At 67.0% G+C, this 21,908-nt stretch carries 21 protein-coding genes; 15 read left to right on the forward strand and 6 right to left on the reverse strand.

The genetic code is table 11. The features are described 5' to 3' along the window. The first annotated feature begins 3 nt into the window (after nt 1-3). On the forward strand, nt 4-639 hold the full coding sequence (locus RAB70_RS11325; protein WP_010342124.1) for a glutathione S-transferase N-terminal domain-containing protein: 636 nt from the start codon (nt 4-6) through the stop codon (nt 637-639). Between the two features lie 73 nt (nt 640-712). Then, a complete protein-coding gene (locus RAB70_RS11330) occupies nt 713-1,144 on the forward strand; it encodes a ClpXP protease specificity-enhancing factor (protein ID WP_017908205.1) in 432 nt (143 codons plus the stop codon). A gap of 269 nt (nt 1,145-1,413) precedes the next feature. Here the strand turns inward: RAB70_RS11330 and RAB70_RS11335 are convergent, their stop codons facing one another. The 4 genes from RAB70_RS11335 to RAB70_RS11350 all read right to left on the reverse strand — a co-directional run bounded on the left by RAB70_RS11335 (nt 1,414) and on the right by RAB70_RS11350 (nt 4,582). After that, nucleotides 1,414-1,758 carry a DUF3301 domain-containing protein gene (locus RAB70_RS11335; RefSeq protein ID WP_017908204.1) on the reverse strand — a complete coding sequence of 115 codons (345 nt, stop codon included), beginning with the start codon at nt 1,756-1,758 and terminating at the stop codon, nt 1,414-1,416. A 236-nt stretch (nt 1,759-1,994) separates the two neighbouring features. Further along, nucleotides 1,995-3,143 (reverse strand): DUF2272 domain-containing protein, encoded by a 1,149-nt coding sequence (locus RAB70_RS11340; protein ID WP_265531487.1) that lies wholly within the window; start codon nt 3,141-3,143, stop codon nt 1,995-1,997. Between the two features lie 294 nt (nt 3,144-3,437). After that, the gene (gene nadC / locus RAB70_RS11345; protein WP_148829296.1) at nt 3,438-4,316 is read right to left on the reverse strand and encodes a carboxylating nicotinate-nucleotide diphosphorylase; all 879 of its coding nucleotides are present in this window, start codon (nt 4,314-4,316) and stop codon (nt 3,438-3,440) included. Next, on the reverse strand, nt 4,313-4,582 hold the full coding sequence (locus RAB70_RS11350) for a Trm112 family protein (protein WP_010342118.1): 270 nt from the start codon (nt 4,580-4,582) through the stop codon (nt 4,313-4,315). The genes nadC and RAB70_RS11350 overlap by 4 nt, the downstream gene beginning before the upstream one ends. A 58-nt stretch (nt 4,583-4,640) precedes the next feature. Here RAB70_RS11350 and purE point away from each other — a divergent pair, with 58 nt between their 5' ends. Both purE and RAB70_RS11360 read left to right on the forward strand, forming a co-directional pair. Further along, a complete protein-coding gene (gene purE / locus RAB70_RS11355) occupies nt 4,641-5,144 on the forward strand; it encodes a 5-(carboxyamino)imidazole ribonucleotide mutase (RefSeq protein ID WP_017909417.1) in 504 nt (167 codons plus the stop codon). Next, nucleotides 5,141-6,289 carry a 5-(carboxyamino)imidazole ribonucleotide synthase gene (locus RAB70_RS11360; RefSeq protein WP_148829295.1) on the forward strand — a complete coding sequence of 383 codons (1,149 nt, stop codon included), beginning with the start codon at nt 5,141-5,143 and terminating at the stop codon, nt 6,287-6,289. The genes purE and RAB70_RS11360 overlap by 4 nt, the downstream gene beginning before the upstream one ends. Nucleotides 6,290-6,364: 75 nt before the next feature. On the opposite strand, the gene RAB70_RS11365 is transcribed toward RAB70_RS11360, so the two are convergent. After that, on the reverse strand, nt 6,365-6,943 hold the full coding sequence (locus RAB70_RS11365) for a superoxide dismutase (RefSeq protein WP_148829294.1): 579 nt from the start codon (nt 6,941-6,943) through the stop codon (nt 6,365-6,367). Nucleotides 6,944-7,068: 125 nt separating this feature from the next. On the opposite strand from RAB70_RS11365, the gene grxD reads away from it, so the two are divergent. The 5 genes from grxD to ppnN all read left to right on the forward strand — a co-directional run bounded on the left by grxD (nt 7,069) and on the right by ppnN (nt 13,848). Then, on the forward strand, nt 7,069-7,389 hold the full coding sequence (grxD, locus tag RAB70_RS11370; RefSeq protein ID WP_010342114.1) for a Grx4 family monothiol glutaredoxin: 321 nt from the start codon (nt 7,069-7,071) through the stop codon (nt 7,387-7,389). Continuing rightward, nucleotides 7,386-8,126 (forward strand): SDR family NAD(P)-dependent oxidoreductase, encoded by a 741-nt coding sequence (locus tag RAB70_RS11375; protein ID WP_148829293.1) that lies wholly within the window; start codon nt 7,386-7,388, stop codon nt 8,124-8,126. The genes grxD and RAB70_RS11375 overlap by 4 nt, the downstream gene beginning before the upstream one ends. Continuing rightward, complete coding sequence (locus RAB70_RS11380) at nt 8,123-8,722, forward strand: MarC family protein (RefSeq protein WP_017907241.1); 600 nt, start codon at nt 8,123-8,125, stop codon at nt 8,720-8,722. The genes RAB70_RS11375 and RAB70_RS11380 overlap by 4 nt, the downstream gene beginning before the upstream one ends. Nucleotides 8,723-9,127: 405 nt before the next feature. Further along, nucleotides 9,128-12,346, forward strand: a complete 3,219-nt coding sequence (locus RAB70_RS11385) for a TonB-dependent receptor (protein ID WP_148829303.1) — start codon at nt 9,128-9,130, stop codon at nt 12,344-12,346. 113 nt (nt 12,347-12,459) lie between these two features. Next, nucleotides 12,460-13,848, forward strand: a complete 1,389-nt coding sequence (gene ppnN / locus RAB70_RS11390; RefSeq protein WP_017907239.1) for a nucleotide 5'-monophosphate nucleosidase PpnN — start codon at nt 12,460-12,462, stop codon at nt 13,846-13,848. Here ppnN and RAB70_RS11395 read toward each other — a convergent pair. Beyond that, nucleotides 13,838-14,875, reverse strand: coding sequence for a sensor histidine kinase (locus RAB70_RS11395; RefSeq protein WP_148829292.1), 1,038 nt, complete (start codon nt 14,873-14,875; stop codon nt 13,838-13,840). The genes ppnN and RAB70_RS11395 overlap by 11 nt on opposite strands. 227 nt (nt 14,876-15,102) lie before the next feature. Between RAB70_RS11395 and RAB70_RS11400 the strand changes: the two genes are divergently transcribed. Genes RAB70_RS11400 through RAB70_RS11425 form a run of 6 tightly spaced genes read left to right on the forward strand, consistent with a single transcriptional unit; the run spans nt 15,103 to nt 21,824 of the window. Continuing rightward, a complete protein-coding gene (locus RAB70_RS11400; protein ID WP_017911245.1) occupies nt 15,103-15,597 on the forward strand; it encodes a GspH/FimT family pseudopilin in 495 nt (164 codons plus the stop codon). Nucleotides 15,598-15,622: 25 nt separating this feature from the next. Further along, on the forward strand, nt 15,623-16,099 hold the full coding sequence (gene pilV, locus RAB70_RS11405; protein ID WP_148829291.1) for a type IV pilus modification protein PilV: 477 nt from the start codon (nt 15,623-15,625) through the stop codon (nt 16,097-16,099). Beyond that, a complete protein-coding gene (locus RAB70_RS11410; protein WP_148829290.1) occupies nt 16,096-17,064 on the forward strand; it encodes a PilW family protein in 969 nt (322 codons plus the stop codon). Before pilV ends, RAB70_RS11410 begins: the two co-directional genes overlap by 4 nt. Next, a complete protein-coding gene (locus RAB70_RS11415) occupies nt 17,061-17,639 on the forward strand; it encodes a PilX N-terminal domain-containing pilus assembly protein (RefSeq protein WP_148829289.1) in 579 nt (192 codons plus the stop codon). Before RAB70_RS11410 ends, RAB70_RS11415 begins: the two co-directional genes overlap by 4 nt. A gap of 10 nt (nt 17,640-17,649) precedes the next feature. Beyond that, nucleotides 17,650-21,402, forward strand: a complete 3,753-nt coding sequence (locus RAB70_RS11420; protein WP_148829288.1) for a pilus assembly protein — start codon at nt 17,650-17,652, stop codon at nt 21,400-21,402. Beyond that, a complete protein-coding gene (locus tag RAB70_RS11425) occupies nt 21,402-21,824 on the forward strand; it encodes a type IV pilin protein (RefSeq protein WP_148829287.1) in 423 nt (140 codons plus the stop codon). Before RAB70_RS11420 ends, RAB70_RS11425 begins: the two co-directional genes overlap by 1 nt. Nucleotides 21,825-21,908 lie beyond the last annotated feature (84 nt).

Below are 21,908 nucleotides of genomic sequence, written 5' to 3' on the forward strand. Positions count from 1 at the left end.
TGAATGGCGGCGAGTTTGCGCATGCGAAATACCTTGACGTTGTTTTCCTCCACGGATGATGTCCTGTGCCACCGCGTCCGCCTGGTGCTCGCGGCCAAGGGCGTGACCTACGATTTCGTGGCGGTGGATCCGCAGAATCCGCCGGAAGACCTGATCGACCTGAATCCCTACCACTCGGTGCCGACCCTGGTCGAGCGCGAGCTGGTGCTGTACGCCGCCTCGGTGGTCAGCGAGTACCTGGACGAGCGCTATCCGCATCCGCCGCTGATGCCGGTCGACCCGCTTTCGCGCGCGCGCCTGCGCCTGGCGATGCTGCGCATCGAGCACGACTGGGTGCCGCAGGTGCAGGCGATCCAGCTCGGCAACAAGGCGCAGGCCGAAGCCGGGCGCAAGCGCCTGAAGGAGCTGCTGACCGCGTCGGTGCCGCTGTTCAAGGCCAGCAAGTTCTTCCTCAATCCGGAGATGAGCCTGGCCGACTGCGCGATGGCGCCGATCATCTGGCGCCTGCAGGCGCTGGACATCCCGCTGCCGAAAGACGGCAAGGCGATCGAGGATTACGGCAACCGCATCTTCCGCAATCCGGGGTTCATCCGCAGCCTGACCGATCAGGAAAAGAAACTGCGCGACCTGCCGGCATGATGCTGTCCGCCGCACCGTCTCCATTGTCTTCCGAGCTGTACCGGCATTGCGCGCCGGCACGTAGAATGGGCGCATGAGCGACGACACTTCCCGCATGACCAGCCATCGCCCGTACCTGCTGCGGGCGCTGGTGGAATGGATCAACGACAACGGCATGACCCCGCACATTCTGGTGGATGCGGGCCTGCCCGGCGTCCAGGTGCCGCCGAGCGCGGTCAAGGACGGGCGGGTGGTGCTGAACATCGCCGAGCGTGCGGTGGTGCGTCTGCAGATCGACAACGACGGGGTCAGCTTCACCGCCCGCTTCGGCGGCGTCAGCTACCCGGTGCAGGTGCCGATGTCCGCGGTGCTGGCGGTCTATGCACGCGAAACCGGGCAGGGCATGGCGCTGCCGGACGACATCCATGGCGCCAGCGAGCCGCCGGGCGACGACACCCCGCCACCGCCGCGGCCGGGCGGTTCCGACGACGCCGGCAAGCGGCCGCGCCTGCGCGTGGTCAAGTAATTAGTCGATGCGCGGCCTCGGTGGCTGCGCTTCACCCATCCAAGCGTTGGCGTTTTCGGTAATCGCGCGCCGCGCACCGCGTTGTTCTGTCGCAGGAGCGGCTTCAGCCGCGACGGGCTTGCCGGTAACGCCCATCGCGGCTGAAGCCGCTCCTGCATTCGCCGTCGATTGCATGTGGCATGCGTATCGCCCGCGCACTCAGCTTCGCTGTCGCCCGACACGCCGCACGCCATCGGTACCGGCATCGGTGCGCGGCCGTGGTGCACGGCTCAGTCGCGCTGCGCGCGGGCTTCCTGCAGGCTGCTCACGCTGGCGACCGACGGCCCGGTGAACGCGATCAGCTGATCGCCGAGCAGCACCAGGCGCCCGCTGTGGCGGTCGGTGCCATCGTAGGAATAGTCGAAGCGGAAACTGCGCTCGAAGCCGAGCCAGCCGTTGGGCAGGCGCCGCAGGCGCAGGCCGGTGCCGTGCACGCTCTGGTCCAGCCACTGCACGTCGGCGGCCTTGCAGGCGTTGCGGCCGAGGATTTCGGCGCGTTCGGCGGCCGCACGCGAGGCGTTCCAGAACGCGAACACCGCGGCGCCGGCGATCATCAACAGGATCAGGCTGGGCATGGCGCCACTGTAGCGAGGCGCTGGTGGGTGGGCAATCGGGAATGGGGATTTGCGAGAGCTGCGCCTCGCGCGCTGCTCGTAGATGTCTTGGAGCGAGGTGCAGCGGCTGACGGACGCCTCCGTTCCCCGTCATGGTCCTGAGCGAGGCACCTGCATGCATTGATGACGCGCGGTGTGCGTCCGCCGGACTCCCGGTGTTGAGAGGCGCCCTGGCGTTGCGATTGGACGAATACGCCTTAGCGCTGTGGCTGTGACTGCGGTTCGGTCTTGGGTGCCTGGTTGCCGGTGGGCGCGGTGGGGTGCGGCGCTGCTGGTGTCGCGCTGGGTATGGGGGATGCCGCCGCCGGCGTGTTCGGGCCGGTGGGTGGTGCGGGCGGTGCCTGCGGGGCGGCGGGCGTGCCGGGGACCGCACTGGCCGCGGGCGCGGCGGGCGTCGTCATCGGCGCGGCGGCGGGATCGGTCGGGGCGGGCGGCAGCAGCACCTGCGCCTGCGGTTGCAGCTTCAGCAGGGCCGACCAGTCCTGGCGATTGAAGTCGCACAGTTCCTCGTGGCCGGGCGTGCATTCGAGTGCGGCGCCTTCGTCGTTCTGGTCCTGCGCCAGCGGCGCATCCAGTTGCAGGCGCCCGCTGCGGTCCAGCTTGAGCTTGCGCATGGTCACCGCGTTGAACACGTTGCCGCCGATCAGGTACAGGGTCTGGTCGCCGCCGACATTGGCCGCGACCACGATGTCGCAATGCGATTCCCACGGCAGCGGGCGGCCGCGCGCCAGCGCCTCGCGCAGGCCGGCGGTGCCGACCGGCTGCCGGCGTCCGCGCAGGAAGCACAGCAGATCGCCGGGGGCAGGCTTTTCCTGCTGCGGGTCGGCAAAGCGATAGGGCAGGCCGTCGGCGCCGGCCTGGTAGGCGGCGCGGATGTAGTCGATATGCCGGATCGAGGTGTGGAAGCCGGCCACGCCGGCGCGCACCATCACGTAGGACACGAAGGCTGCCGACCACGGGTTGTCGACGATGAAGGCGCGGCAGTCGTTCTCGCGGTAGCGCGACCCGTCCAACTGCTGGCAGCTCTCGGCACCGTCGAAGCGGCCCATCGCGCCCAGCGTGCCGCTGTCGCGCCAGTAGGCGGCGACGCGCTGCCAGGCTTCGATGCCGTCGTCGGCAAGGTCGGCGCGCTCGGCCTCGGTGACGCGCAGGCCGGCCAGGCGGCCGTCGCGATCGATGAACGGGCGCCACCACAGCCGGTGCTCGTTGCAGGCGGTGCGCACGATCGCCACCGCCGCCGGGGTCAGGCCGAAGCGCGGCGGCAGATCGCAGACTTCCGCGGCCGCGGCGCGGCCGGCGGGAAACAGGGCGGCGACACACAGCAGCGCGAACCAGGGGCGGAACATCGGCGAACTCGGTGGGGACGGGGAAGCGCGCAGCGTCGCAGAGCGGCGTCGGCGAGGCCGTGAAGTGTAGGGCGTGCGGCGCGATCCGGGCAGATCGCGCCGTGCTGGCTGGCGCGTTGCCGGCGGATCAGGCGCTTGGCGGTTACCCTTGGGGTGGTGGGACTCACCCAGCGGGGTGGAAACGAGCAACGTCGCGACTGGGCCATGCGTGCGGACATGCACGCACGGGATGTATCCGCATTCGCCGCGGGTGTGGAAAGGGCGCGCGGTCGCCTCGTCGCGCGATCTGGCCGCCTACTGCGGCGGCGTTCCGAGTTTCAGCGACAGATCCACGGCCTGCACATGCTTGGTGAGTGCGCCGATGGAGATGCAGTCGATGCCGTCCTGCGCGATCGCGCGCACCGCCTCCAGGTCGACGCCGCCGGAGACTTCCAGCGGAATCGCGCGATTGAATGGTGCGGCCGCGGCGATCGCCACCGCGTCGCGGCGCTGTTCCGCAGTGAAGTCGTCGATCAGGATGCGATCGCAGCCGGCCTGCAGCGCTTCGCGCAGTTGCTCCAGGGTTTCCACCTCGACCACCAGCGGCAGCGCCGGCCACTGCGCGCGCGCGGCGGCCACCGCCGCAGGCAGCGAGCCGGCGGCGTGGATGTGGTTTTCCTTGAGCATCACCGTGTCGTACAGGCCGATGCGGTGGTTGCTGCCGCCGCCGCAGCGCACCGCGTACTTCTGCGCCAGGCGCAGGCCGGGCAGGGTCTTGCGCGTGTCCAGGATGCGCGCGCCGGTGCCGGCGACCGCGGCCACGTAGGCGGCGGTGGCCGTGGCGGTGGCCGACAGGGTCTGCAGGAAGTTCAGCGAGGCGCGCTCGGCGCTGACCAGGGCGCGGCTGCGCCCGTGCAGCAACGCCAGCACCGTGCCGGCGGCCACGCGCTGGCCTTCGCTCACATGCCAGTCGATGCGGACCTGCGGATCCAGCGCCTGGTGGCAGGCGTCGAACCAGGGGCGGCCGGCGATCACCGCGTCTTGCTTGCACAGCAGGTAGGCGCTGTCGGCGCGGTCGGGCAGCAGCGCGGCGGTGACGTCGCCGCTGCCGAGATCCTCGGCCAGCGCACGCGCGACATCGGCGGCGATCAGCTCCGCGGCGGGCGCCTGCGGCGGCGCCATGTCGCGGCTCATTTGGCCGGGAAGTCGGCGAGCTGGGCGGTGCCGATGGCCTCTTCGGCCAGCAGCACCGGGATGCCGTCGTCGACGCGGAACACCTGCTTGCGGTCGCGGGTGATCAGGGCTTCGCGCAGCGGTTGCGCCTGCGCACTGCCATCGGCGCGCTGCACGCCGCCGGCGGCGATGGCGCGGTTCAGCGCCTCCAGGCCGCGCGCCTCCAGCAGCGCCAGCGGTTGGCGGGTGTCGGGCGAGCACAGCAGGTCGAGCAGTTTGCGGTCCATCCGGTCTTCGTCTTGCGTGGAAGACGGCTAGAATACGTCTTTAAGGCAGGGGACGGCCATGACCTCCAAGCAAACCGCGCCGCTCGTCGGCATCGTGATGGGTTCCCGCTCCGACTGGGAGACCATGCAGCATGCGGCGCAGAAACTCGATGCGCTGGGTGTGCCCTATGAAGTGAAGGTGGTGTCGGCGCACCGCACCCCCGACGTGTTGTTCTCCTATGCCGAGCAAGCGGCTGGGCGCGGCCTGCGCGCGATCGTGGCCGGCGCTGGCGGCGCCGCGCACCTGCCGGGCATGCTCGCGGCCAAGACCGCGGTTCCGGTGCTGGGCGTGCCGGTGCAGTCCAAGGCGCTCAACGGCATGGACTCGCTGCTGTCGATCGTGCAGATGCCGGCCGGCATCCCGGTGGCCACCTTCGCGATCGGCAATGCCGGCGCGGCCAACGCCGCGCTGTTCGCCGCGGCGATGCTGGCCCACGACCACGCTGAGATCGGTGCCGCGCTGGGCGAGTTCCGTCAGCGCCAGACCGACGACGTGATGGCCAAGGACGATCCGCGCCAATGACCACCGTCGGCATTCTGGGGGCGGGGCAGTTGGCACGGATGATGGCGGTGGCCGGCGTGCCGCTGGGCCTGCGCTTCGCGCTGCTGGATCCGGCAGCCGATGCCTGCGCCGGACAGGTCGCGCCGCTGCGGGTCGGCGACTATGGCGACCGAGCCGCGCTGGCCGCGTTCGCGGACGCGGTCGACGTGGCGACCTTCGATTTCGAGAACGTGCCCGCGGATAGCGCGGCTGCCCTGGCTGGGCAGGTGCCGGTGTTCCCGAGCCCGGATGCGCTGGCCGTGGCGCAGGATCGCCTGGCCGAGAAGACCCTGTTCCGCGAGCTCGGCGTTCCCGTGCCGGCGTTCGCCGCGATCGACACCCGCGCCGATCTGGATGCGGCGCTGGCGCAGGTCGGCACGCCGTGCATCCTCAAGACCCGCCGGCTTGGCTACGACGGCAAGGGCCAGTTCCGCATCGCCTCCGCCGCCGACGCCGATGCGGCCTGGGCGGCGCTGGGCGCGCAGGCGGCCAGCGTCGGCCTGATCGCCGAGGCGTTCGTACCGTTCCAGCGCGAGGTCAGCGTGGTGGCGGTGCGCGGCCGCGACGGCGAGTTCCGCACCTGGCCGCTGACCGAGAACTGGCATGTGCACGGCGTGCTGTCGGCCAGCCTGGCGCCGACGCAGGCCGATGCCGCGCTGGAGCAGGCGGCGGTGGCGCATGCGCGTGCCCTGGCCGAACGCCTGCAGTATGTGGGCGTGTTCGCGCTGGAACTGTTCTGCCGCGACGGCGAACTGCTGGCCAACGAGATGGCCCCGCGCGTGCATAACTCCGGCCACTGGACCATCGAAGGCGCGGAGACCTCGCAGTTCGAGAACCACCTGCGCGCGGTGCTGGGGCTGCCGCTGGGCTCCACGCGCATGCGTGGCCATGCCTGCATGCTCAACTGGATCGGCGCGATGCCCGACGCCGCACCGGTCCTGGCGCAGCCCGGCGGGCATTGGCACGACTACGGCAAGCAGCCGCGCGAAGGCCGCAAGGTCGGCCACGCCACCCTGCGCGAGGACACGCCGGAGGCGCTGGCGCTGGCCCTGCAGACCGTGGGCGCGCAACTGCAGCGCGAGGCCCAGGTCGCCCCGGTGATCGCCGCCCTGCGCGGCGAGCGCTGAGTCTGCAGCACGCGGCCCAGGCGACGCCTGGGCCAGGCAACTGCGAATCCCAAATCCCGAATCTCCAATCCCGGCTCAACGCAGATTGGACGCTGCGAACTCCCAATTGACCAGTTTCCAGAACGCCTGCAGATAGCGCGCGCGGTCGCCGGGATGGTCGATGTAGTAAGCGTGTTCCCAGACGTCGCAGCCGAGCAGCGGCGTGTCGTCGCCGGTCAGCGGGGTGCCGGCGTTGGCGGTGCTGACCACGGCCAGGTTGCCGTCGGGACGCTGCACCAGCCACACCCAGCCCGAACCGAACAGCGCCAGGGCCATGCGCTCGAACTCGGCCTTGAACCGCGCCACGTCGCCGAAACTCCTGGTCAGGCGCTCGCCGAGCGCGCCGCCCGGTTCGCCGCCGCCGCGCGGGCGCAGGCCGCGCCAGTAGAACTCGTGATTCCAGACCTCGGCCGCTTCCTGGAACAGCCGGCCCTGCGCGCGCCGCAGCAGGTCCGGCAGCGCCAGCTCGGCCAGGTCGCTGCCGACGAGCCGCGCATTGAGCCGTTCCACCAACGCGCGCTGGTGCTGGCCGTGGTGCTGTTCCACCGCGGCGGCGGACAGGTGCGGGGCCAGCGCCGCGGCGGCGTAGGGCAGGGGAGCGAGTTCGATGGGCATGGATCCTCTGGCGGTTTCGGGCGCGCGTCGCGGTACTGCCGCGCGCAGGGCTTACACTATGCGGCTACGCGAGAGTCTAGCCGACCGCCAAGGTCGTTCTTTCGCCCCAGCAGGAGAGAACCCGCATGCAGGTGATGGAGCGCATCCAGGCCGACGTCGAACGCCATCCCATCGTGTTGTTCATGAAGGGCACGCCGCAGTACCCGATGTGCGGCTTTTCCAGCCGCGCGTTGCAGGCGTTGCTGGCCGCCGGCGCCGACCGCCTGCACACCGTCAACGTGCTCGACGAGCCGGAGATCCGTGCCAATCTGCCGCGCTACTCGAACTGGCCGACGTTCCCGCAGCTGTTCATCCATGGCGAGCTGATCGGTGGCTGCGACATCACCATGGAGCTGTTCGAGTCCGGCGAGTTGCAGCGCATCGTGACCGAGGCCTACCAGTCGTGAGTGCGCCTGCGTCGCCGCAGGCCGGCGCGCTGGCGCAGCGGGTGGTCCTGGTCAGCGGCGCCGCCGGCGGGCTCGGCAGCGCTGCGGCGCTGGCCTGCGCCCAGGCGGGGGCCACCGTGGTCCTGCTCGGGCACAAGCCGGCACGCTTGAACCGCGTCTACGACGCGATCGCCGCGGTCGGCGCCGCGCCGCTGCTGTACCCGCTGGACCTGCTCGGCGCCACTCCGCCGGACTACGCGACCCTGGCCGAGCGCCTGCAGGGCGAGCTCGGCCGCCTGGACGGGCTGCTGCACTGCGCCGCCGACTTCGCCGGGCTGACCCCGTTCGAGCATGCCGATCCGGCCCAGTTCGCGCGCGCCATCCACGTCAACCTGACCGCCGCGGCCTGGCTGACCCAGGCCTGCCTGCCGTTGCTGCGACAGGCCGAGGATGCCGCGATCGTGTTCGCGGTGGACGATCCGGCGCGGGTCGGCCAGGCCTATTGGGGCGGCTACGGCGCGGCCCAGCACGGCCGCCGCGGCCTGCTGGCGAGCCTGCACGGCGAGCTGGCCGCCTCGCGCGTGCGCGTGTCCGGCCTGCAGCCGGGGCCGATGCGCACCGCCTTGCGCGCCCGCGCCTACACCCATCAAGAAGACCGCGACGCGGTCGATCCGGCACGCTACGCCGGCGCCTGCGTCGACCTGCTGTCGCCCGCCGGCGCCGCGCACCGCGGCGCAATCTGGAATCCCCTGGCATGACCATCCTGTCGGCAGCGCTGCTGCTGTTCCTGATCCTCGACCCGCTGGGCAACATCCCGGTATTCCTCAGCGTGCTCAAGCCGCTGCCGGCGCGGCGCCAGCGCGTCGTGCTGGCGCGCGAACTGCTGATCGCGCTGGGCGTGCTGATGGGCTTCCTGTGGGGCGGCAAGTACGCCCTGGAAGTGATGCACCTGCGTCAGGAGTCGGTGGCGATCGCCGGCGGCATCGTGCTGTTCCTGATCGGCATCCGCATGATCTTCCCGCGCCCGGAAGGGCTGATGGGCGAAATTCCCGACGGCGAGCCCTTCATCGTGCCGCTGGCCATCCCGCTGGTCGCCGGCCCTTCCGGCATGGCCGCGGTGATGCTGATGGGCAGCAACGAGCCGACTCGGCTGGGCGAATGGAGCCTGGCGCTGATCCTGGCCTGGCTGGCGACCTCGGCCCTGCTGTTCTCCGGCACGCTGCTGTACAAGCTGCTCGGCATGCGCGTGCTGACCGCGGTCGAGCGGCTGATGGGCATGCTGCTGGTGGCGATCTCGGTGCAGATGTTCCTGGACGGGCTCAGCGCTTATCTGAAGCTGCCGGTCGCCGGCTGAGGTTGCATCGCGGCCGAGTCGGGCGCCGTGGGGACGGCGCGCTGGCCCCGGGCGGGCCTCGCTTCGAGCACGCCAGGCTGCTTGCTGCTGCCCCCTCAGGCGGCACGGGTAGGGGGGGCGTGGCCGGCGGCGGTCCCGGGCGGCCTTCCGTGCCTGTCCCGGCGTTGTCGCCGAAGCCCGCCAGGACTGGGATCGACGTCTTCTGATGTCCGCTTGTGCCGCGCTGTCACGGTTTGGCAACAAATTGGCCCTATGGTGTTAAACTCATGTTAACCCTTGCGGGGAATCGGCAAGGGTGACCAGCCCCCTCATTCCGCGGCCGTGCGTCCGTATCCCGCACGGCCTGCCATGCGCATTTCGTCAAACTCCATCGAGGCTATTGCAATGATTCAACCCCGTCTGCGGATGTCCAAGCTCACTCTGGGCCTCGTTGCGGCGCTGGCCGCGGCGCCGGTGTTCGCCCAGAGCACCTCCGCCGGTGTCGGCGGTGTGGTGACCCACGGCGGCCAGCCGGTCGCCGGCGCCGAGGTGACCATCACCCACGTCGAGTCGGGCACGGTCAGCCGCGCCACCACCGATGCCGCCGGTCGCTACAACGCGCGCGGCCTGCGCGTCGGCGGTCCGTACAGCATCACCATCACCAAGTCGGGTGACGGCACCAAGACCGAAGACGGCGTGTACCTGAGCGTCAACCAGAACGCCACCATCAACGCCGACCTGACCGGCGACATGGCTGCGCCGACCACGCTGGAGACGGTCAACGCGGTCGCCATCGCCAGTGGCTCGGAAGTGTTCAGCGCCACCAAGATGGGGTCGGGCACCAACGTCGGCCGCGAGCAGATCGAAGCGCTGCCGTCGATCAACGGCAACATCCAGGACTACATGCGCCTGGATCCGCGCGTGGCCTTCGTCGATCGCGCCTCGGGCACGATCAGCGCCGGCGGCCTGAACCCGCGCTACAACTCGATCAACATCGACGGCGTCTCGGCCAGCGACACCTTCGGCCTGGAAGGCAACAACATGACCACCCGGCGTCAGCCGGTGTCGATGGAGGCGATCGAAGCCATCGACGTCAACCTGTCCAACTACGACGTCAGCATCGCCAGCGCCGCCGGCGCCACCGTCAACGCGGTGACCAAGTCCGGTACCAACGAGTTCCACGGTTCGGTGTACGGCAGCTATCGCGATGGCGACTGGTTCGGCGACAACCCGGACGGCAGCAAGTTCAATGGCTTCACCAAGGAGAAGACCTACGGCGCGACCTTCGGCGGCCCGATCGTCAAGGACAAGCTGTTCTTCTTCGCCAACTACGAGAAGTTCCAGCAGGACGCGCCGGGCCTCGACCTGGGCAGCACCGCGCTGGGCAAGGCCAACGCCAAGTACGGCATGGCCGACGTGACCCGCGCCCAGCAGATCGCCAAGAACTACGGCTTCGACGCCGGCACCCTGGACAGCGACGGCAACACCGACCTGAAGGAATACGCGCTCAAGCTGGACTGGAACATCAGCGACAACCACCGCGCCAGCTTCCGCTACAGCAAGCTCGACCAGAGCAAGCTGCGCATCAATGGTGCCGGCAACTCCAGCCAGGCCTCGCTGAGCTCGTACTGGTACCAGCACGAGAAGTCCGTCGAGAGCTACGTCGGCCAGCTGTTCAGCGACTGGTCCGAGAACTTCTCCACCGAGTTCAAGGTGTCCTACCGCGACTACTCCGCGATCCGCGTGGTGCCGACCAATGCGCCGAGCATCGCCGTGTACTTCGACGGTACGGTCGCCCAGCCGTCCGGCGACGTGCTGTTCCTGGGTACCGAGACCAACTCGCAGGGCAACATCCTCACCACCAAGACCTGGAACTACTACGGTGCGGGCACCCTGACCCTGGACAACCACAACCTGAAGTTCGGCGTCGACTACAGCACCAACGACATCTACAACCTGTACGGCCGCAACACCTGGGGCGTGTACACCTTCTTCGGCCTGGACAACTTCGCCAGCGGCCGCTGGAGCTCGTACCAGCTCAACCAGGAGCGTAGCCCGGGTTCGATCGCGGCCGATTACAAGAACAGCAACCTCGGCCTGTTCGTGCAGGACACCTGGTACGTCAACAACAACCTGACCCTGACCCTGGGCCTGCGTGGCGATCGCGCGAAGGTGAGCCCGGATCCGACCTACAACGCCGGTGCGCAGGCGGTGTTCGGCTACGACAACAGCAAGATCTTCAATGGCGATTTCCTGATCCAGCCGCGCGTCGGCTTCAACTACACCTTCGACACCGACCGTCCGACCCAGTTGCGCGGTGGCGTGGGCCTGTTCCAGGGCGATGCGCCGCAGGTGTGGATCGGCAACAGCTACTCCAATACCGGCTTCAACTACAACGCCTACAGCTTCACCACCTACGATCCCCGTCTGCGGTTCAGCGCCAACAAGGACACCCAGCCGGTGCCGACCACGCCGGGTTCCGCGACCCAGGGCGTGAGCTTCGTCGGCAAGGACTTCAAGCTGCCGTCGCTGTACAAGGCCAACCTGGCCCTGGACCACGAATTGCCGTGGTACGGCATCGTCGCCTCGGCCGAGTTGCTGGTGACCAAGGTCAACAACGGCCTGTACTACAAGAGCCTGAACATCGGTCGTGTCACCCCGGGGCAGGATCCGAGCCCGGCCTACTACGGTCCGGATGGCCGCGCGCTGTACTGGAACCCGGCGCAGACCGGTCGTCCGTGGGCCGCTGGCAACAACCGCTACAACCGCAATCCGGCGTATAGCGACGTCTACCTGATCGACAACACCGACAAGGGCAAGACCCAGCAGTTCACCGTGTCGCTGTCCAAGCCGTTCAGCGAAGGCGGCGACTGGTCCTGGACCCTGGGCTACACCTACACCCACGCCACCGAAGTCGGTTCGCTGACCAGCTCCACCGCCAGCTCGGGCTGGGGCTACCAGTACGCCTTCAACGCCAACTCGGAAACCGAGAACACCTCGCGCTACGAGATCAAGGACCGGATCTCCGGCTCGCTGGACTGGAAGCACATGTTCTTCGGCGACTACGAGACCCGCGTGGGCCTGGTCTACGAAGGCCGCAGCGGCCGTCCGTACAGCTACGTGTTCAACGGCGACGCCAACGGCGACGGCCGTTCGACCAACGACCTGTTCTACGTGCCGAAGGGCCCGGGCGACGTGCTGTTCGGCACGCTGAGCAACACCGGTGCGTTCACCGCCAACCCGGCGCTGCAGCAGCAGTTCTTCGACTGGCTGGCCAAGAACCCGCAGCTGGCCAAGTACGCCGGCAGCTACGCCCCGGCCAACGGCTTCCGTTCCGGCTGGATCAACACCTTCGACGTGCGCATCACCCAGCAGCTGCCGGGCTTCTTCAAGGGCCACAAGTCCGAGGTCTGGCTGGACATCCAGAACGTGGGCAACCTGCTGAACAAGAAGTGGGGCCGGATCTACGACTACGGCTTCTACGCCGACGCCCGCGTCGCCAACCTGCAGGGCATCTACCAGGGCAAGTACGTGTACAACACCCTGTACACCGACCAGCCGACGGCTGCCAATGCCGACGCCGACGGCTTCAACACCGGCGTGTCGCAGTGGTCGCTGCAGCTGGGCTTCCGCTATCAGTTCTGATCGCGGCGCACGCTAGCTGAAGCGTTGGAAACGGCCGGGGCGACCCGGCCGTTTTCTTTTTGTGGGGGCTGACGTTAAAGTCGCCGGCTGACGACACCGACAAGACATTCGATATGACGACCAGCAATACGGCGGCGCGCGCGCTGCCGGTAGTGGATGCGCGGATCTACCCGCGCGGCGGCCTGGACATCCTCTCGCGCGTGGAAGTGGCGCGCCTGCGCGATGCCTCCAGCGGCGGCCTGCACGAACTGCTGCGGCGCTGCGCGCTGGCGGTGCTGACCAGCGGCAGCGCCTCGGACGATCCGCGCGCGGCGCGCGATCTGTATCCCGACTTCGACATCCAGGTGGTGCAGCGCGACCGTGGCGTGCGCATCGACCTGCTCAACGCGCCGGCGATGGCCTTCGTCGACGGCGAGATCATCAATGGCGTGGCCGAGCTGCTGTTCGCCGTGGTCCGCGACCTGGCCTACATGGCCATCGAGCTGGGCCCCGAATCCAGCACCGACCTGCAGTCCAGCGAAGGCATCACCAATGCGGTGTTCGGCCAGTTGCGCAATGCGCGCATCCTGCAGCCGACCGATCCCAAGCTGGTGGTGTGCTGGGGCGGCCATTCGATCTCGCGCGACGAGTACCTGTACACCAAGCAGGTCGGGTACGAGTTGGGCCTGCGCGGGCTGGACATCTGCACCGGTTGCGGCCCAGGCGCGATGAAGGGGCCGATGAAGGGCGCCACCATCGCCCATGCCAAGCAGCGCAAGCACGACAACCGCTACATCGGCGTGACCGAGCCGGGCATCATCGCCGCCGAGTCGCCGAACCCGATCGTCAACCACCTGGTGATCATGCCGGACATCGAGAAGCGCCTGGAGGCCTTCGTCCGCATCGGCCACGGCATCATCGTGTTCCCCGGCGGTGTCGGCACCGCCGAGGAGATCCTGTATCTGCTCGGCATCCTGCTGCGCGAGGAGAACCGCGACCTGCCGTTCCCGCTGATCCTCACCGGCCCGACCATCGCCGCGCCGTATTTCGAGCAGATCGACCGCTTCCTGCGCCTGACCCTGGGCGAAGTGGCCACCTCGCGCTACGAGATCGTGGTCGGCGATCCGGTGGCGGTGGCGCGCAAGATGGCTGCCGGCATCCAGCACGTGCGCACGCACCGCAAGGAGCAGAAGGACGCGTTCTACTTCAACTGGTCGGTCGACATCCCGCTGGAGTATCAGCGTCCGTTCGAGCCGACCCACGAGGCGATGGCCGCGCTGGATCTGCACCATGGCCGTCCGCCGCATGCGCTGGCCGCGGACCTGCGCCGCGCCTTCTCCGGCATCGTTGCCGGCAACGTCAAGGAAGACGGCATGCGCCGCATCGAGCAGCATGGCCCGTTCGAGATCCACGGCGATGCGGACATGATGCAGGCCCTGGACGAGTTGCTGCGCGCCTTCGTCGAACAGCGCCGCATGAAGATCTCCGGCGAGTATCGGCCTTGCTACCGGGTCATGGCCTGAGTCCGATCCGGATCGTCGCGACGAACCAGGCGCCATCGCTGGCGGTGTGCAGCGAGGCGCCTTCCAGGCTGTCTATGCGCGTGCGCAGCGCCGACAGGCCAACGCGGTGACCGCGGCCGATATGCGGCGACAGGCCGCCTATCGGCACCGGGTTGCGCACGCTGATCTCCAGGGCGCCGTCGCGTTCGCCGATGGCGATGCCGATCTCGCCGCCCTCGGCACTGCATTCGATGCCGTGGTGCACGGCGTTCTCCAGTAGCGGTTGCAGCGACAGCCGCGGAATCCGCACCGGTGCCGGCGCCTCCGGCACCTCCCAATGGACGCGCAGGCGTGGCCCGAAGCGGATCGCCTCGATGTCCAGGTAACGCCTGGCCAGGTCGATCTCGTCCTGCAGGTCGACCAGGTCCGGCGCGGCCAGCGCGGCGCGGAACAGATCCGACAGATCCATCAGCAGTTGTTCCACCTGTTGCGGTTGCCGGTGCACCAGCATCACCGCGGTGTTGAGCGTGTTGAACAGGAAGTGCGGCTGCACGCGCGCGGTCAGTGCGTCGATCTCGGCCTGCTTGGCGCGTTCCACCAGTTGCTTGATGCGCACGTGGTTGTGCAGCGCGGCCATGCCGAGCAGGCCGATCAGCAGGGCGATGCCGGACAACTGCAGCGACAGCGTCAGCCATGCGCGGTCGGAGAGCTGCCAGTAGTCGCCGAAGGCATAGAGAATCACGCCGCTGATCAGCCAGGTCAGTGCCTGCATCAGGCCCAGTGTGGCCACGGTGATGGACAGGAAACCGCATCCGGCCAGCGCCCGGCGCAACAGCAGCAGGCTCGCCAGGGTCAGCAGCGCGACCCACTGGATGCCCAGCGACGCCAGCCCGAAGTAGACCCAGCGGCTCCCTGCCATGCCCGTGCCCGGGACCGGGGTCAGGGCCAGGATGGCCGCGATGCACTCGCCGGCCATCACGATCCAGATCAGGGTCGAGGGTTGCTTGAGGACCTGGAGCTGGTCCTTGGAGTAGGCGGAGGCGGGCATCGGGGCGGAAGGCGGTGGGGCAGGGCCGAGGTGCATCATGCCGGCTGGCGCCCTGTCGCGCACGGTCCGTCCACTCCCCCATATCCGCCATCCGTCGGCAACGGCTGGCGCGGTCGCGGTCCGGCCGCTAGCGTGGCCGGCGGGAGAATCTGGGGAAGGATATGGCTGTTCCTTGCGCGCGTGGCCTTGCCGAACGGACGCAGCGTGGTTTCACGCTGGTGGAATTGATGGTCACCGTGGCGGTGCTGGCGATCATCATGGCGCTGGCGGTGCCCAGTTTCACCGGTCTGATCCGCAGCAACCGCTTGACCGGCGCCGCCAACGAACTGATCGCCGCGGTGCAGTTGACGCGCTCGGAGGCGGTGCGCCTGAACGGTGGCGTCAGCCTGTGCCGCAGCGACGACGGTGCGACTTGCGCCAGCGGCGGCAACTGGACCCGCTACCTGACCGTGGCCCGCGACGGCACCGTGCTGCGCAGCACGACCCTGCGCACTGGCCTGGTCGTCACCAGTACGACCCTGGATGCGATGGGCGACAAGCTGACCTTCGGAGCAGACGGCATCGCGCGCAACAGCAGCGGTACGCCGGTGACAGGAGGCATCGTCGTCTGCATGGCGGTTACCAACCCATCCAACAATGTCCGGAGCGTCAAACTGATGGGCGGCAGCCGCGCCCAGGTCACATCGACATCCGACGGCGGCAGCTGCACCACCACCGGCTGAGCCGGTTCCGGCAAGCGGAGACACCATGAAGCGGTTCGAGAACGGTAGACACATGGCGGGCGTCACCCTCATCGAGGTGATGATCTCGGTGCTGATCCTGGGGGTGGGGATGCTGGGCGTGGCGGCGATGCAGACCACGGCGTTGCGCAACAACCAGAGCGCGCTGCAGCGCAGCCAGATCGTCATGCAGACCTACACCATCCTCGATGCGATGCGGGCCAACCGCAGCGCGGCGATGCTGGGGGCCTACAACACCGGCAGTATGCTCTGCACGGCGCCGGCGGCGGGCGACCTGGCGGCGAACGACAAGGCGGTCTGGCTCAGCGGGTTGAAGGCGGCGATCGGGGGCGACCCGGCTACCACGTGCGGCTCCATCGCCTGCAACGACGGCAATTGCACGATCACCGTGCAATGGGACGACAGCCGCGGCGTGAACTCCAGTGCCGGCGGCAACACCAGCGGCAGCGCGACCCAGACCCTGAGCACGACGGCCCAACTGTGAACATACTGATCGCGCGGGCGCTGCCACGGCGCCAATCCGGCTTCAACCTGATCGAGCTGATGATCTCGATGCTGCTCGGCCTGCTGGTGGTCGGTGCGGCGATCGGCATCTTTCTCTCCAACCGCCAGACATATGCGGCGACCGAGGGCCTCAGCCGGCTCCAGGAGTCGGCCCGGACCGGTTTCGAGATGATGGCGCAGGACATCCGCGAGGCTGGCGGCAATCCTTGCGATTCCGGATTGCCGGTCGCGAACGTGCTGAACAATCCCACGGCGAGTTGGTGGATGAATTGGGCGCTGCCGCTGACGGGCTACAAAAACAGCAACCCGTCCGGTCTCACCGTCACGGCAGGCACCGACGCGATCCAGATCCTCTCCGCGGGTACCGGCGGCGCCACCGTGACCGCGCACAACCCGGCGAACCAGACGCTGACGCTCAACGCGGCGGCGCCGGACCTGCACAGCAACGCGATCATGCTGCTGTGCGACCGCCAGCAATTGGCGGTGCTGCAGGTGAACAGCGTTTCCGGCACCACGGCCAGTTACGCGAGCGGCGGCCTCAATGCCTGCACACGGCTCGGGCGCCTGCCGGGCGTGTGCGTCGCCGGCTCGAACAATTACACCTACGAGATCAACTCCATCCTGACCGAAGTGCGGGCGGTGCGCTGGTATGTCGCGGCCAGCAGCGGAGGAACGGGTGGCACCTCCTTGTATCAGGAAGTGGCCTTGCCGGGCGGCACGAGCCAGAAGAACGAAATCGCCGATGGCGTCACCGGCCTGCAGTTCAAGTATCTGTCCACCGGCGGCACCGCCTATGCCGATGCCAGCGGCGTGGGCAACTGGGCCAACGTGATCGCGGTGAAGATCGACATGACCGTCAGCGCCGATACGTCGGCCGGCGCCAACAAGCAGCCGGTGACGCGGACCTTCAGCACGATCGTGAGCATCAGGAACCGGAACCCGTGAACACGTCGCCATCGCCCCGCCGGCAGTCCGGCATTTCGCTCATCGTCGTCCTGTTGCTGTTGCTGGTGATGACCCTGCTGGGGCTCGCCGTCTTGCGCGGCACGCTGCTGCAGGAGCGCATGTCCTCCAACATGTACGACCGCAGCCTGGGGTTCCAGGCCGCCGAAGGCGCCTTGCGCGATGCGGAGAAGGCCATTCAGGACGCCGCCAAGTCCGGCAATACCATCGGCTTCAATTGTTCGTCGGGAACGACGGTATGCCCGGCCGTTCCCAGCAACACGTATACCGGCAATGCCTCCAGCGGTTGTGCGCTCGGCACCCAGGAGTGCTGGGTGGACGGCACGGTGACCCCGACGGGCCAGGCCGTCCCCGCGCAGTACTACATCCAGTATCTGGGCCAGCGCACCAGCGAGGATCAGCTGGGCCTGGGGTCGAGCATCAATCAGAACCAGTACGGCGGCACCGGCGGCACCTCGCTGGAGCACTACTACCGCGTCATCGCGCGCAGCGGCAACCCGGCCGCGTCCAATGGCCGGGCCATTGTCGTGCTGCAGACCAACGTCACCGTCAAGTAAGGATCCCACTATGACCAGCCGAGCGAAGAAGACGACGTACCGGGACTGGCTCCTTGCCGTGGTGGCCGGTCTATTCATCGGTACCGTCGGCGGGGCCGGTGCGGATGTGGATGTCTCGCAGTCGCCGTTATATGTGGGCAGCGACGTGCCGGGCAACCTGGCATTCGTGCCGTCGGTGGAGTTTCCGACGGTGATCAGCAAGGCGAATTTGTCCGATACGTATTCGGCGTCCAGCAGGTTTGTTGGCTATTTCGATTCCGAGAAGTGCTACAGATACCACTACAGCGCCACGGAGAGCGATCGTTATTTCTATCCCGTCAGCTTGCTGGGCAACAATCCGAGCAGCTATGCCTGCGCTGGGGCGGGCGTGTGGGCAGGCAACTTCCTCAACTGGGCCGCAACCCAGACCATCGATCCGTTCCGCTCGGCATTGACGGGCGGCTATCGTTCGCGCGACACGGCGAGCGAGACGCTGCTGGAAAAGGCGGTCGCCGATCGCGTGGCGACCAGTAATTTCCCGCGCCGTTCGATCAGCAACAATGCCACGCTGATCGCGGGAGGGACGGGTGCGCAGTGGCAGAACTTCAACATGCGCATCGACGGGCTGGGCAACCAGATGTTCTTTGCCAACGGCAACCTGGTCGATCCCTCTTCGAATCAGCAGATTGCCTACGATCCAAGCAAGCATGCCTTGAATGGCAGCTTTCTCAAACCGGATGGCTCGCCTTGCGACACACTTTTCAATCTCGGCTGCGTGCGCGATACGACGCTGACGTTCCAGGTCTCGGTGCGGGTCAAGGTATGCGATGCCAGCCTCGGAACCGCCTATCTTGAAGATAACTGCGTCGCTTACCCTAGCGGCTACTACAAGCCGGAAGGGTTGATCCAGCAGTATGCAAAACGGATCCGTTACAGCATCTTCGGTTACAAGAATACCGATGATCCGGCCGTGGATAGCGGTATTCTGCGCGCCAACCAAAAATTCGTCGGGCCTTACACCTACAATCCTGATCAAGGGACACTTGCGAATGCGGCGCGAGAGTGGGATCCGCAGACTGGCGTCATCTATCAAAATCCCGATGTTGCCGATGCTGCAGCAACGAACGCGGCGATCGGCGGGACAGACCCGCGCTATCAGATCGTCAACAGCGGCGTCATCAATTATCTGAACAAGTTCGGTCAACTCAATACCGGCAAGAACGTCAAGTCGTACGATGATGTCAGCGAGCTCTATTACGCCGCAATCCGCTATTTCAAGCATCAGGGCAATATCGCGGCCTACTCTTCGTTGAGCGGAAACGCGCAGCAGCGATACCAGCAAGCCGATGGTTTTCCGGTCATCACCCAGTGGAACGATCCGATTTCCTATCGCTGCCAGATCAATGTGATCTTGGGCATCGGCGACACCAATACGCATTTGGACAAGAATCTGCCAGGCAACACCACCAACCTGAGTGGCGAGCCGGCCACACCTCCGGAAGTGACCCGCGATACCTCGGTCAGCGTCATCGACCGTATGACCCAGATCTGGCGTAAGGAAGGCAAGTCTGCCAACGACGCCGCCTCCGCCGCGGTCACGTCGCAGTTCAACAGCGACAAGAACTCCGCCTACATCGCGGCGCTCGCCTACGACGCGCACACCAAGGATCTGCGTCCCGACACCGCCAGCGATGGCTTGCCTGGCAAGCAGACCCTCTCCACACACTGGGTCGACGTGGTGGAATATGGCGATTACAAGTCGCCGAGCACCAACCAGTATTGGCTGACCACGAAGTACGGCGGTTTCCGTGTGCCGGAAGGCTACGATCCGGAGACCAATATCAGCGCCTTGGCGGACTCCACCTGGTGGGACGGCAGCTCCTATGTCAATGGCAATACCAATTACAAGAAGCCTGACAATTACTACCTTGCCGCCGACGCGGAAAAGATGGTGGCGAGCCTGCGCCAGGCGTTCGAGCGCATCCTGGAGGAGATGAAGGGGTCTGCAGCTTCCCTCGCCAGCAATACGACCAAGCTTGAAGCGGGCGCGCGGACGTACCAGTCCGTGTTCTACAGCGGCACCTGGCGTGGCGATGTGGTGGCGTACGACGTCAACCAGACCACCGGCGCGCTGACGCAGGCGTGGAGCGCGGGCGCGCAGCTCCCGGCCTGGGATACCCGGACGATCAAGTTCGTCAACTCGAATGGGAATCTGGACAATTTCGCCTACGGCAAGCTCGCCGGAACCCCGTTGTCGTCTGCAACGCAGAACCAGATCAACTATCTGCGTGGCGATCGCTCGCAGGAGAAGGCCAACGGTGGCGTCCTGCGTACCCGTAGCGGCATCCTTGGCGACATCGTCAACTCGCAGCCGGTCTATGTGGGAGCACCCAACCCACGGCTGTACACGACGGCGACGTTCAACGGCGCCAGCGCTTATGCCTCCTTCGCTGCGGCCAAGTCCACGCGCGCGCCGATGATCTATGTCGGTGCCAATGACGGCATGCTGCATGGGTTCGATGCCAGCACCGGTGCGGAGAAGTTCGCCTTCGTGCCGAAAGCGGCGATGACCGGGTTGCTGGACTACACCGATCCGAACTACCAGCACCGGTATTACGTGGATGGCGAACTCACCGTGTCGGACGTCTACTCCGGGGGCAGCTGGCGCTCGGTGCTGATCGGCACCATGGGGCGGGGCGGAAAGGGCATGTTCGCGCTTGACGTCACCGATCCCAACAACATCACTCTGCTGTGGGACAAGACCTCCACGACCACCGACCTCGTCGGGCTGGGCAACAATCTCGGCAAGCCGATCATCGGGCAGCTCGCCAACGGCCAGTGGTACGCGATGCTCGGCAATGGTCCTAACAGCAGCGGCGATTCGGCCGATCTCATCCTGGTGAATGCCATCACCGGTGCGTCCAGCCGTATCCAGACGGGGTCGAGCGGCAACAATGGCCTGTCCGGTGTCCTGGCCTGGTCGTCCAACAACGATTTCATCGTCGATCGTCTGTACGCTGGCGATCTCAACGGGAATGTCTGGCGGTTCGACATGTCCGGCGCGACCGGGACGGTGCGCCAGCTGTTCTCCGCCAACTATGCGTCCAAGGCGCAACCGATCACCGCTGCACCCACGGCGGCGAAGGATCCGGCGACGGGCCTGACCTGGGTGTTCTTCGGGACCGGCAAGTACCTGTCCAGCGGCGATCTGGGCAACAAGGACGTGCAGAGTTGGTATGGCCTGATCGACCGCGGCAGCACCATCCCCTCCAATCGTTCCACCCTGAACAAGGTCAACATCCTGCAGGAAGGCACCGTCAACGGCTTTGCCGTGCGCGTGATCGAGGACAAGCCCAACGCCGGGCAGGACGGCTGGTACATGGACCTGCTGTCGCCTCCCGGCACGCCGCAGGGCGAGCGCATGGTGGTGTCCAACTTCTTCCAGGGCACGGCGCTGATCGGGACCACGCGTATTCCGGATTCGGGCGATGTGTGCAGCCCCAGCGGCAAGGGCTTCGTGATGGCGATCAACCCGTTCACCGGCGGCCGGCTGTCGCAATCCTTCTTCGACTTGGACGGCAGCGGCGGATCCAGCACCGGCGATACACTCAATGGCACCCCTGTCTCCGGCATCGGCCTGAACAGCAGCCCCAACAGTCCGATCTTCATTGGCAACCAGATGCAGATCGCGTTGGATAACGCGAGTACGACCACGCTCGGTACCAACAGCAGCGCGCTCAGCATGAAGCGCGTGTCCTGGCGCGAACTTCTGAGGAACAATTGATGCGACTTTCTTCCTTTCCGTCCCGCCGGCAGCGCGGCTTCACCCTGATCGAACTGATGATCGTGGTCGCGATCGTGGGTGTTCTGGCGGCGATCGCGTTCGCCAGCTATCAGTCGCACGTCATCAAGGCACGCCGCTCGGCCGCGTCCGTCTGTCTGCAGCAGGGGGTGCAACTCATCGAGCGGTACTACACGACCAAGATGTCGTATGCCAATGTGCCGCTGCCGACGTGTCCGAGCGATGCGGTGCAGTTCTATGATCTTTCGTTCAGCGTCGCTCCGACTGCGAATGCGTTCAAGTTGACCGCGACGCCTCGTACGGACAGTCCTCAGGCCAAGGACACCCAGTGCGGTGCGCTCAGCATCGATCAGAAGGGCACGCGTACGACGTCTACCGGCGCTGGCGAGGGCACCTGCTGGTGAAGCTGGGTCGGTAGGGCGCAGTTGCAGTCAGGAAAGCACGGGTTCACCCCTTGCGATCGGCATGAGGCCTCTATACAATGCGCC

The organism is Xanthomonas sontii (genome assembly GCF_040529055.1).
GTDB classification, from domain to species: domain Bacteria; phylum Pseudomonadota; class Gammaproteobacteria; order Xanthomonadales; family Xanthomonadaceae; genus Xanthomonas_A; species Xanthomonas_A sontii.

Excerpts from the sequence above, each read along its gene's own strand:
- RAB70_RS11325 (WP_010342124.1), top strand. The coding sequence starts at position 4 with ATGGCGGCGAGTTTGCGCATGCGAAATACCTTGACGTTGTTTTCCTCC.
- RAB70_RS11330 (WP_017908205.1), top strand. The coding sequence starts at position 713 with ATGAGCGACGACACTTCCCGCATGACCAGCCATCGCCCGTACCTGCTG.
- RAB70_RS11335 (WP_017908204.1), bottom strand. The coding sequence starts at position 1,758 with ATGCCCAGCCTGATCCTGTTGATGATCGCCGGCGCCGCGGTGTTCGCG.
- RAB70_RS11340 (WP_265531487.1), bottom strand. The coding sequence starts at position 3,143 with ATGTTCCGCCCCTGGTTCGCGCTGCTGTGTGTCGCCGCCCTGTTTCCC.
- nadC (WP_148829296.1), bottom strand. The coding sequence starts at position 4,316 with ATGAGCCGCGACATGGCGCCGCCGCAGGCGCCCGCCGCGGAGCTGATC.
- RAB70_RS11350 (WP_010342118.1), bottom strand. The coding sequence starts at position 4,582 with ATGGACCGCAAACTGCTCGACCTGCTGTGCTCGCCCGACACCCGCCAA.
- purE (WP_017909417.1), top strand. The coding sequence starts at position 4,641 with ATGACCTCCAAGCAAACCGCGCCGCTCGTCGGCATCGTGATGGGTTCC.
- RAB70_RS11360 (WP_148829295.1), top strand. The coding sequence starts at position 5,141 with ATGACCACCGTCGGCATTCTGGGGGCGGGGCAGTTGGCACGGATGATG.
- RAB70_RS11365 (WP_148829294.1), bottom strand. The coding sequence starts at position 6,943 with ATGCCCATCGAACTCGCTCCCCTGCCCTACGCCGCCGCGGCGCTGGCC.
- grxD (WP_010342114.1), top strand. The coding sequence starts at position 7,069 with ATGCAGGTGATGGAGCGCATCCAGGCCGACGTCGAACGCCATCCCATC.
- RAB70_RS11380 (WP_017907241.1), top strand. The coding sequence starts at position 8,123 with ATGACCATCCTGTCGGCAGCGCTGCTGCTGTTCCTGATCCTCGACCCG.
- RAB70_RS11385 (WP_148829303.1), top strand. The coding sequence starts at position 9,128 with ATGTCCAAGCTCACTCTGGGCCTCGTTGCGGCGCTGGCCGCGGCGCCG.
- ppnN (WP_017907239.1), top strand. The coding sequence starts at position 12,460 with ATGACGACCAGCAATACGGCGGCGCGCGCGCTGCCGGTAGTGGATGCG.
- RAB70_RS11395 (WP_148829292.1), bottom strand. The coding sequence starts at position 14,875 with ATGCCCGCCTCCGCCTACTCCAAGGACCAGCTCCAGGTCCTCAAGCAA.
- RAB70_RS11400 (WP_017911245.1), top strand. The coding sequence starts at position 15,103 with ATGGTCACCGTGGCGGTGCTGGCGATCATCATGGCGCTGGCGGTGCCC.
- pilV (WP_148829291.1), top strand. The coding sequence starts at position 15,623 with ATGAAGCGGTTCGAGAACGGTAGACACATGGCGGGCGTCACCCTCATC.
- RAB70_RS11420 (WP_148829288.1), top strand. The coding sequence starts at position 17,650 with ATGACCAGCCGAGCGAAGAAGACGACGTACCGGGACTGGCTCCTTGCC.
- RAB70_RS11425 (WP_148829287.1), top strand. The coding sequence starts at position 21,402 with ATGCGACTTTCTTCCTTTCCGTCCCGCCGGCAGCGCGGCTTCACCCTG.